Genomic DNA, 7,454 nt, shown 5'->3' with positions numbered 1-7,454 from the left:
AGTTTACCCTTTGTGAAGAGAAAACTTATTAAATAAACCCGCTTGAGCGGGTTTATTTTTTTGCGTCTACCTTTTGACCATATAGTTTTAAGAAATAAACTATGATTCAATTGATTTTCCATAAATAAAATTGATAGGTTTTCATACTTTTATGATTCAAATTTATAGTGCATGACCATTACCCAACTACAGTACGTTCTGGCCGTTGCGGAGTACAAAAACTTCACCTTGGCCGCCGAAAAGAGTTATGTGACCCAGCCTACCCTGAGTATGCAAGTGCAAAAACTGGAGGATGAACTCGGTGTTTTGATTTTTGATAGGGGCAAAAAACCCATTACCATCACGGAAGTGGGCAAAAAGATAGTAGATCAGGCCAAAAATATTGTGGCCGAGGCTGAACGTATCAAGGACATAGTGGATCAGGACAAAGGGTTTATTGGAGGAGATTACACTTTGGGAATCATACCTACCGTAATGCCCACTTTGCTGCCCATGTTTTTGAACACTTTCATTAAAAAATACCCCAAGGTAAACCTTATTATTAAGGAGCAACCCACAGATACCCTGATCAGGAATATTTTGGATGGCCATTTGGACGCTGCCATAGCCGCCACGCCATTGGAAATAGAATTTATTAAGGAAAGACCGCTGTATTACGAACCATTTGTGGGTTACGTGCCCCAAAACCATCGCTTGTCCAAGGAGCAGTTATTGACCACGGAACATTTGGATGTCAATGATATTTTACTCTTACAGGACGGACATTGTTTTAGGGATGGGGTCATTAATCTATGTAAGTCCACCAAGAACGTTCAAGGGGAAAAATTTAAGATTGAAAGTGGCAGTTTTGAGACCCTGGTGAGTTTGGCTGATGAGGGAATGGGCATGACCCTACTCCCCTACCTGAATACCCTTCAATTGGATCCTGATAAGAAAAAGAACCTCAGACCGTTTAAAAGTCCATCCCCAGCCCGGGAAATCAGCTTGATCTATCACAAAAGTGAATTAAAAATTCAAATCACCGATGCCATGAGGGAGGTGATTTCCAGTATTGTCCGTGGAGCCATAGCATTTCAGGACGTGAAAATCATTAGCCCTTTGGCCAAAAATTAAAAGAGCCGCTTTCGCGGCTCTTTGGTTATTTTAAGCTTTTAATAATAGTAATGTGGGTTGTAACTCTGGTTTGTCAACAATATAAAATTGTAACCAGATCTTAAGTTCTTCGATTTCATCTGGCAATAACCGTGAAATAGCTTTTTTCAATTCTTTGGCGAAGAGTCTAGCATCAAAACTCACCTTTTGCAGTATAGTCTTGGTGTAATCTAACATTGCTCTGGGCATAGAAATTTGATTAAATTGATTAAGTGGTTGTGCATCTAATTTAGCAAAAAACTTGTTTATATGAGCTCAGTGGCAGTTAAAAAATGAATAATTTCGTGTTAAATTCGATAAACCACCCTATGTACTCCCCTCTCTTTCAAAAATTTAAGTCCCTGACAGTCATAACTGTAGCAGGATTTTTCTTACTTTTTGGATGTACTTCGGTGCGTAGAACTTTAAACGGCAAACTTCAGAATGATGCTTTACAAAATTCCTTTCACGGATTGGTGGTGATAGATGCCAAAACCAAAAAAACACTCTTTGATCACAACGGTGATCGGTATTTTACGCCTGCCAGCAATACCAAAATCGCCACATTCTATTCCTCGATCAAATTATTGCCCAAAAACATCCCTACCTTAAAGCATGCCACATTCAACGACACCTTATATATAGAAGGTACTGGAGATCCATCATGGCTCCATCCCCGTTTGGCTGACAGTACGGCCATACATTGGTTGAAAGAACAGGGCACCATTGCGCTGTACACCCAAAATTCCAAAGAATCCCGATTTGGGCCCGGCTGGGCCTGGGAGGATTATGACACCTACTTTTCCCCTGAAAAAAGTTCCCTTCCCCTCTATGGAAATGTAGTGACACTATCCCATACTGATGAAATAAAGGTATCTCCGCACTATTTTATGGACAAGGTTGAAGTGAAGGATACCACCATAAAAAGGGATGAACTTCAAAACCATTTTTATATTTCATCCATGGAGCAGGACACTTTGGAGGTCCCTTTTATTACCAGCGATTCCCTCACCAAACAATTGTTGCAAGATGTATTGGAAACAACTGTTGTGCTTGTAGACCATTTTCCCCAGGTTGAAAAAAAGACGCTTTTTGGGATGGAAACAGATTCCATTTATAAGGACATGCTCCTTGAAAGCGATAATTTTTTGGCGGAGCAATTGTTGATGACGGCTTCTTCAACGCTTTCAGATACGTTGAGCACAAAAATAGCAATTGATTATATGCTGGAAAATGAATTGGGTGATTTGGAACAACCTCCCCGATGGGTAGATGGTTCGGGCCTATCCCGATACAACCTTTTCACGCCCAAATCCTTTGTACAAATCCTTCAAAAACTCTATATGGAAATTCCTGAGGAACGCTTGTTTGCCCTTTTCCCCATGTGGGATGCATCAGGTACCCTAAAAAACTGGATGGACCCATCCATTGAACCTTTTATTTTTGCAAAATCAGGGTCGCTGGGGAACAATTACAATCTCAGCGGTTACCTCAAAACCAAATCGGGAAAGTGGCTTATTTTCAGTTTTATGAACAATCATTTTCAAATACCCACCTCACAAATACGAAACACCATTTACACCACCCTCAAAGCCCTTCATGACAGCTACTGACCCAATAGATCATTGATTTGGGCATACTGTAGCAGCATTATGGTCTTGGCATCTCTGATTTCACCCGTTTTTATCATCCCAAGAGCTTCGGAAAAAGGCAACTCCAGAACCTCAATGTTTTCTGTTTCGCCCTCGGCACCTCCACCCTCACTTACTTTCATGGCGTCTTCATACTTGCCGGTAAAAAAATGGAGTATTTCGGTCACGGAGCCCGGGGACATATAGGCCTCAAACACCTTTTTTACCTCATCAATCTTATACCCAGTCTCCTCCTCCACTTCCATCTTAATGGTCTCCTCGGCATTTCCTTTTTCCAAAAGTCCAGCACAGACCTCCACCATCATTCCATCTTCATTCCCGTTCACGTAGGTGGGCATCCTAAATTGACGTGTCAGAATTACAGTCCCTTTTTCTTTGTTGTACAGTAAAATGGCCGCACCATTCCCTCGGTCATACGCCTCTCGATGTTGGGTTTCCCAGGAACCATCCGCTTTTTGGTACTCAAACGTAAACTTGTTGAGGGTATACCAATTATCCGAGAGAAGTTCCTTTTTTATATTTCTGATGTGATGATTTTCCACTTGTTGATTTTTTAAACAAAAAAACCATGTTCTGGCAAAAACATGGTCCTTTTTTATAATTATTTTTTTGAAACTAAATTATCTGAATATCCGTTATCTGTAATAATTTTCTTCTGCACGTCATTCCGAATTTATTTCGGAATCTCATCATGTTAGTAATCAGTAATTTGATGAGAACCTGAAACAAGTTCAGGTTGACGAAAGTTTTGTTTATGATAAAATACGGACAATCAATCTAAATTATAAACTCCATCGATTTCCTACTTCTGAAACCGGTTTGCACGGTTCATAGTTGCCCGGGATGGGGTCATAACTCAATACGTTTTTTCCCATTTCCTCCGAAGTGAAATAGGCCCAAATGGCCATGGATTTCAATCCTCTGTAAAACCCAATAGGTTCCTGTTCGCCTACGGCAGTTCCCCAAACCCCGGGGTTGAATTTGCCTGAGTTCGCCTCGGCCTCTTTCAAAACCGCGATTCGATCACTTTCATCCAAATCGATGAAAACAGCTCCGTATTTATCCATGCAATTGGCATTGAAAGCCGCTATTTCAGAACGCATGTTTTCCTGACCTTCGGCATCATAGGTCCGTGCAATCACCTTATCCATAAAAATATCCGATTTCACATCAAGCGCCCCAGGCGTATCGGTGTGGGGCAGAATCATGTCCACCAAAAGCGAAACAGTTTTTGCTTCATCTTCAGTAAAAAATTCCGGTTGCCAGTCCAAACGTTTTTCTTCTTTGCACGATTGCAAAATTGATAGCATGGTGGGCATCATTAAGGTCGCGCCAGCAAATAGTCCGGTTTTTTGTAATGCTTTTCTCCTATCCATCTTTTACAGATTTAATTTTTTGAGTTCAGATACGGCATGGTCTGCCGCTCTGGCTGTTAGTGCCATATAGGTCAATGATGGGTTTACACAAGAGGATGACGTCATGCAAGCTCCATCTGTGACAAATACATTTTTGGCAGCATGAACTTGGTTGAACTCGTTCAATACCGATGTTTTTGGGTCCCTGCCCATTCGTGCCGTGCCCATTTCATGCACGCCATAGCCCGGTGGGTGTTCCTTATCAAAACCTAAAACATCTTTAACCCCTGCTGCCTCAAGCATTTCAACAGCATCTTCCTGAATCTGTTTGTTCAAGGCCTTTTCATTTTCCTTAAATTCCGCATCGATGGTCAAGGTGGGTTGTCCCCATTTATCCAACACATCGGTATTCAAGGTGATTTTGTTTTCGTGGTACGGCAAACATTCCGCAAATCCTGTGATGAAGAATTCCCATGGGCCTGGTTTTAGAATACTGTCTTTGTATTCCGCTCCAAATGATTCCACATTCGCTGGGTTTCCACCACGATGAGCACCCCCTTGGTAGCCAAACCCACGTAGGAATTTATCCGATTTGGATGCTTCATCAATATTGACATATCTGGGGATATAAATCCCATTGGGCCTTCGACCTTTATAATATTTGTCATCAAATCCTTCAACCTTACCAATGGCCCCCACTCTATAGGTATGGTCCATAAGGTTGTGACCCAATTCCCCACTATCGTTCCCCAAACCATTCTGAAATCTATTGGATTTGGAGTTCATAAGAATTTGGGTTGTACTCAATGCGGAAGCATTCACAAAAATGATTTTGGCTGAATATTCAATATCCTCATTGGTCTCCGCATCAATGATTCGAACCCCGGTGGCTTTTCCTTTTTTGTCATCATAAATCACCGATTGGACAATGGAAAACGGCCTGATGGTCAGATTTCCAGTAGCATGGGCCGCAGGCAAAGTGGTGGCATTACTGCTAAAGTAGGCCCCAAAGGGACACCCCCTACTGCACCTGTTTCTATACTGGCATTGCCCCCTTCCGTTATGGGGCTGGGTAAGGTGCGCCACCCTGCCTATAGTCATATTTCTCCCTTTGAATTGCTTTTCTATCCGGGATTTTATGTGTTTTTCAACACAGTTGAGTTCCATGGGCGGAAGAAAATGGCTATCGGGCAATTGAGGAAGCCCCAAAGCTTCGCCACTGATGCCGGCAAATTTTTCAACATAGGTGTACCACGGCTCAATATCTTTATAGCGAATGGGCCAGTCCACCCCATGACCATCTTTGGCGTTGGCCTCAAAATCCAAATCGCTCCAACGGTAGGTCTGTTTTCCCCACAGCAGGGATTTACCTCCCATTTGATGGCCGCGTAGCCACAAAAAAGGTTTTTCTTCGGTATAGGGGTTGGCTTCGTCATCCGCCCAAAAATGTTCGGTGTCCGTTCCAATCCATCCAGAACGTATGGCCTTGTAGTGTTTCTTCTTTTGTTCAGGAGTAAGTCCTCCGCGCAATTCCATATCCCATGGATCTAAGTGCATGGTGGGATAGTCCACCACGTGTTCCACAATTTTTCCGCGTTCAAGAACCAGAGTTTTCAGTCCTTTTTCACACAATTCCTTTGCTGCCCATCCACCACTGATTCCCGAGCCAATGACAATGGCGTCATAGGTCACGTCCTTTTTGGCATCGATGTTATAGTTTGCCATTAATTAATATGATTAAAATAGAATTGCTATCAATATAGCCATTAATCATTTTTGGGACAAATGAATTGTGTTTTGAACACTTTTTTAACTTCTTTCTACGAAAAAGTGATTTTCAAAAGGTGCGCATCAGGAAATTAGAATCTGTTATCACCGTCCAATAAGTCGCCAAGACCTCCTAAAATACTGCCCTCACCCTTGTCTTTTCCGCCACCTCTTGGCGCTGCGGCCCACACCCTACTGGCCAGTCGGCTAAAGGGAAGGGATTGGATGTACACGGTTCCGGGACCTCTCAACGTGGCAAAGAAAAGGCCTTCACCTCCAAAAACGGTATTACGGATTCCACCCACAAATTCAATATTGTAATCCACGGTCTGGGAAAAGCCAACAATACAGCCCGTGTCCACTTTTAAGGTCTCCCCGGCGGCCAATGTTTTTTTCGCCATGGTCCCTCCCGCATGTACAAAGGCCATACCATCGCCCTCCAATTTTTGCATGATAAAACCCTCACCGCCAAAAAAACCACGACCCAAGCGTTTGGAGAATTCTATACCTACCGAAACCCCTTTTGCGGCACATAAAAACGCATCTTTTTGACAGATGAACTTCCCTCCTTTTTCGGAAAGATCTATGGGAACGATCTTCCCGGGATAGGGCGAAGCAAAGCTTACCTTCTTTTTGCCGTGTCCCACATTCAGGAAAGCGGTCATAAAAAGGCTTTCACCGGTCAGGAGACGTTTTCCTGCGGAGAAGAGTTTGCCCAACACCCCGGAATCTTGGTTGGAGCCATCGCCAAAGATGGTGTCCATTTTTATGTCGGTGTCCATCATCATAAAGCTGCCGGCCTCGGCCACAACAGCCTCTTGGGGGTCCAGTTCAATCTCCACATATTGCATTTCCTCACCGTAAATGTGGTAGTCTATTTCGTGTGCGTTCATTTTTTGTTGTTTTTTATGCCCAGCTTGTTTGGGTAACTTGTTAATTTGTTTATCTGTTGATTTGCTTTGGATTTTGTTACACAGGCATCAGAAAAAATTGTACAAACCTTCACCCCCTAATCTTTTGCCTTTTACCATTACCCTTTTTACCCCTTCACCTTCACGGTCCATTCAAAATGAAAAGTAGAGACCTCTACCCCATCTTCATTTACCCCAACGGATTTCATCCAACAGGTTTGCCCCTCTCCGGTTTCAATGGTTTTCTGGATGGCATCAGCGATTAAATGCCCTTCCTCGCAGCTAAACACAATTCGTCCGGTGGCTTTTTTGGTAAATGTGGCTTTATTATTGGCCACCAACATGGATATGTTTTTACCGCTTTTCTGGATTTCGTTCATCACCAAAGCCCCGGTGCTCAGCTCGGCCGCCATCCCCTGCACCGCCCAAAACATGGACTTAAACGGGTTTTGGTTGAACCATTTATGCTTTACCGTGGTCACTGCTCTTTTATCATCAATACTCTTGAGCCGCACGCCACACCACCAGGCCGAGGGAAGATTAAAAAAGGTAAACGTATTGATTTTACTGGGTGTCAGGGCCATACCATAGTTTTTGGAACACTAAAAATAGGGAAAATTACAATGATTCATATTGTT

At 42.9% G+C, this 7,454-nt stretch carries 8 protein-coding genes; 2 read left to right on the top strand and 6 right to left on the bottom strand.

The window, feature by feature from the left end; all coding sequences use genetic code 11:
* Positions 1 to 171 precede the first annotated feature (171 nt).
* Complete coding sequence (locus A7D14_RS14525) at positions 172 to 1,113, top strand: hydrogen peroxide-inducible genes activator (protein ID WP_067036122.1); 942 nt, start codon at positions 172 to 174, stop codon at positions 1,111 to 1,113.
* A gap of 30 nt (positions 1,114 to 1,143) precedes the next feature.
* Here A7D14_RS14525 and A7D14_RS20445 read toward each other — a convergent pair whose 3' ends face one another.
* A complete protein-coding gene (locus A7D14_RS20445; RefSeq protein WP_067036119.1) occupies positions 1,144 to 1,341 on the bottom strand; it encodes a hypothetical protein in 198 nt (65 codons plus the stop codon).
* A 119-nt stretch (positions 1,342 to 1,460) separates the two neighbouring features.
* Here A7D14_RS20445 and A7D14_RS14515 point away from each other — a divergent pair, with 119 nt between their 5' ends.
* A complete protein-coding gene (locus tag A7D14_RS14515) occupies positions 1,461 to 2,744 on the top strand; it encodes a D-alanyl-D-alanine carboxypeptidase/D-alanyl-D-alanine-endopeptidase (RefSeq protein WP_067036116.1) in 1,284 nt (427 codons plus the stop codon).
* On the opposite strand, the gene nudK is transcribed toward A7D14_RS14515, so the two are convergent.
* From nudK to A7D14_RS14490, 5 genes are all read right to left on the bottom strand, one after another.
* On the bottom strand, positions 2,738 to 3,325 hold the full coding sequence (gene nudK, locus A7D14_RS14510; RefSeq protein WP_067036113.1) for a GDP-mannose pyrophosphatase NudK: 588 nt from the start codon (positions 3,323 to 3,325) through the stop codon (positions 2,738 to 2,740). The genes A7D14_RS14515 and nudK overlap by 7 nt on opposite strands.
* 240 nt (positions 3,326 to 3,565) lie before the next feature.
* Complete coding sequence (locus A7D14_RS14505) at positions 3,566 to 4,159, bottom strand: gluconate 2-dehydrogenase subunit 3 family protein (RefSeq protein WP_067036110.1); 594 nt, start codon at positions 4,157 to 4,159, stop codon at positions 3,566 to 3,568.
* A gap of 3 nt (positions 4,160 to 4,162) precedes the next feature.
* The gene (locus A7D14_RS14500; RefSeq protein ID WP_067036107.1) at positions 4,163 to 5,863 is read right to left on the bottom strand and encodes a GMC oxidoreductase; all 1,701 of its coding nucleotides are present in this window, start codon (positions 5,861 to 5,863) and stop codon (positions 4,163 to 4,165) included.
* A gap of 134 nt (positions 5,864 to 5,997) precedes the next feature.
* On the bottom strand, positions 5,998 to 6,798 hold the full coding sequence (locus A7D14_RS14495) for a TIGR00266 family protein (RefSeq protein WP_067036105.1): 801 nt from the start codon (positions 6,796 to 6,798) through the stop codon (positions 5,998 to 6,000).
* Positions 6,799 to 6,944: 146 nt separating this feature from the next.
* Positions 6,945 to 7,400 carry a DUF4442 domain-containing protein gene (locus tag A7D14_RS14490; protein WP_067036102.1) on the bottom strand — a complete coding sequence of 152 codons (456 nt, stop codon included), beginning with the start codon at positions 7,398 to 7,400 and terminating at the stop codon, positions 6,945 to 6,947.
* Positions 7,401 to 7,454: the final 54 nt, after the last annotated feature.

Origin of the sequence: Allomuricauda sp. CP2A (assembly GCF_001683915.1) — a bacterium.
Classification (GTDB): domain Bacteria; phylum Bacteroidota; class Bacteroidia; order Flavobacteriales; family Flavobacteriaceae; genus Flagellimonas.
This window is presented reverse-complemented; position numbering and strand designations above follow the sequence as displayed.

Excerpts from the sequence above, each read along its gene's own strand:
- A7D14_RS14525 (WP_067036122.1), top strand. The coding sequence starts at position 172 with ATGACCATTACCCAACTACAGTACGTTCTGGCCGTTGCGGAGTACAAA.
- A7D14_RS20445 (WP_067036119.1), bottom strand. The coding sequence starts at position 1,341 with ATGCCCAGAGCAATGTTAGATTACACCAAGACTATACTGCAAAAGGTG.
- A7D14_RS14515 (WP_067036116.1), top strand. The coding sequence starts at position 1,461 with ATGTACTCCCCTCTCTTTCAAAAATTTAAGTCCCTGACAGTCATAACT.
- A7D14_RS14505 (WP_067036110.1), bottom strand. The coding sequence starts at position 4,159 with ATGGATAGGAGAAAAGCATTACAAAAAACCGGACTATTTGCTGGCGCG.
- A7D14_RS14500 (WP_067036107.1), bottom strand. The coding sequence starts at position 5,863 with ATGGCAAACTATAACATCGATGCCAAAAAGGACGTGACCTATGACGCC.
- A7D14_RS14495 (WP_067036105.1), bottom strand. The coding sequence starts at position 6,798 with ATGAACGCACACGAAATAGACTACCACATTTACGGTGAGGAAATGCAA.
- A7D14_RS14490 (WP_067036102.1), bottom strand. The coding sequence starts at position 7,400 with ATGGCCCTGACACCCAGTAAAATCAATACGTTTACCTTTTTTAATCTT.